Origin of the sequence: Streptomyces sp. NRRL B-1347 (assembly GCF_000720325.1) — a bacterium.
Classification (GTDB): domain Bacteria; phylum Actinomycetota; class Actinomycetes; order Streptomycetales; family Streptomycetaceae; genus Streptomyces.
Genome location: NZ_JOJM01000214.1, coordinates 1 through 2,286, shown reverse-complemented (window position 1 = coordinate 2,286; position 2,286 = coordinate 1). Strand labels below are relative to the sequence as shown.

The 2,286-nt window shown below is 72.4% G+C and carries 2 pseudogenes; both read left to right on the top strand.

Annotated elements, in window-relative coordinates:
- Positions 1-268: 268 nt before the first annotated feature.
- Positions 269-1,846: pseudogene (locus tag IG74_RS47255) on the top strand (alpha-amylase family glycosyl hydrolase).
- A pseudogene (locus tag IG74_RS47250) lies at positions 1,843-2,286 on the top strand (hypothetical protein); the annotation flags it as partial. The pseudogenes IG74_RS47255 and IG74_RS47250, both read left to right, overlap by 4 nt.

Sequence of the window (2,286 nt, the reverse complement as noted above, 5' to 3'; positions counted from 1 at the left end):
GCCCGGCCCCCGCCACCCCGGCCCCGGCCCTGGCCCTGGCTCCGGCCGTGCGGGCTCGTGCCCCGCGGGCCGGGCGCACCGCACCGCCCCGTGCCGCCCCACCCCCCACCCGCCCGTCACCGCGCACCGCACGGTGAACGGCGGGCGCGCGGCGCACCCCGCTCAGCGACGTCCACGTCAGCCCGGAGCACTCCGGGACCCGCATCGTCACCGGGAGGAACCCTTGAGCACCGACCAGGCCGAAGCCACCGCCGCCCGGCGCGCGCCCGTGCCCGTCACCCCGTCCACCCACGCGGTGACCGACACCCCCGACTGGTACAAGCGGGCCGTCTTCTACGAGGTCCTGGTCCGCTCCTTCAAGGACAGCGACGGCGACGGCGTCGGCGACCTGAAGGGCCTGACCTCCAAACTGGACTACCTGCAGTGGCTGGGCGTGGACTGCCTGTGGCTGCCGCCCTTCTTCCAGTCCCCGCTGCGCGACGGCGGCTACGACGTGTCCGACTACCGCGCGGTGCAGCCCGAGTTCGGCACCCTGGACGACTTCCGCGACCTGCTCAAGGCCGCCCACCAGCGCGGCATCCGCATCATCACCGACTTCGTGATGAACCACACCAGCGACCAGCACGCCTGGTTCAAGGCCTCGCGCGCCGACCCCGAAGGCCCCTACGGCGACTACTACGTCTGGGCCGACGACGACGAGAAGTACCCCGACGCCCGCATCATCTTCGTCGACACCGAAACCTCCAACTGGACCTTCGACCCGGTGCGCAAGCAGTACTACTGGCACCGCTTCTTCTCCCACCAGCCCGACCTGAACTTCGACAACCCGGCCGTCCAGGACGAGATCATCTCCGCCCTGCGGTTCTGGCTCGACATGGGCATCGACGGCTTCCGCCTGGACGCCGTGCCCTACCTGTACGCGGCCGAGGGCACCAACTGCGAGAACCTCCCCGCCACCCACGCCTTCCTGCGCCGCGTGCGCGAGGTCATCGACACCCACTACCCGGGCCGCATCCTGCTGGCCGAGGCCAACCAGTGGCCCGAGGACGTCGTGGACTACTTCGGCGACTACGAACGCGGCGGCGACGAATGCCACATGGCCTTCCACTTCCCGCTCATGCCGCGCCTGTTCATGGCCGTGCGCAAGGAGTCCAAGTTCCCCGTCTCGGAGATCCTCGCCAAGACCCCCAAGCTGCCCGCCGCCTGCCAGTGGGGCCTGTTCCTGCGCAACCACGACGAACTGACCCTGGAGACGGTCACCGACGAAGAACGCGACTAGCCCGGCTCGCCGATCCTCTACTACGGCGACGAGATCGGCATGGGCGACAACATCTGGCTCGGCGACCGCGACGCGGTGCGCACCCCCATGCAGTGGACCCCGGACCGCAACGCCGGCTTCTCCGACGGCGACCCGGCCAGCCTGACCCTGCCCACCAACCTGGGCCCCGTCTACGGCTACCCGGCCGTCAACGTGGAGAGCCAGCGCGACAACCGCGCCTCCCTGCTGCGCTGGACCCGCCGCATGCTGGCCGCACGCCGCCGCCACCACAAGGCCTTCGGCCTGGGCGACTTCGAGGAGATACCCACCTCCAACGCCGCCGTCCTTGCCTATGTGCGCCGCCACTTCGACGAGGACGGCCACCCCACCGAGATGCTGTGCGTCAACAACCTCTCGCGCCACCCCCAGCCCGTCGAACTCGACCTGCGCGCCTACAGCGGCGTCGTCCCGGTCGAGGTCACCGGCCAGACCACCTTCCCGCCGATCGGCCCGCGCCCCTACCAGCTGAGCCTGACCGGGCACAGCTTCTACTGGTTCTGCGTCTGCCGCCACGGGACCCCGCAGTGAGCCCCACCGCCCTGGCCATCCCCTTCGACCGCCTGGAGCGGGCCCTGACCGCCTGGCTGCCCGCCCCGCCCGCCCGCTCCGGGCGGGCGGGCCCGGGGCCGCAGCGCGTGACGATCGAGGAGCTCGGCCTGGCCGCCGACGGCCCCCGGCCCGCCGGCACCGCCCTGGTCCTGATCCTGGGCCTGCGCACCCACCACGGCGACGGCAGCACCGCCGCGCACCGCCTGGCCGTCGCCATCCACCCGCTCACCGACCTCCCCGACCCCGACTCCGGCCCCACCGGCCCCGCCGGGCCTGCCGCGGCCGGGGGCGCGGCGCAGGCGCCGCACGTCATCGCGGTCCTGGACGACGTCGTCATCTGCCGCCCCCCGGCCCCGGCCGCTCACGGGCCCGAGCAGCCGAAAGGAGAGCCCACCCTGCTGACCGTGCACCTGAGGTAC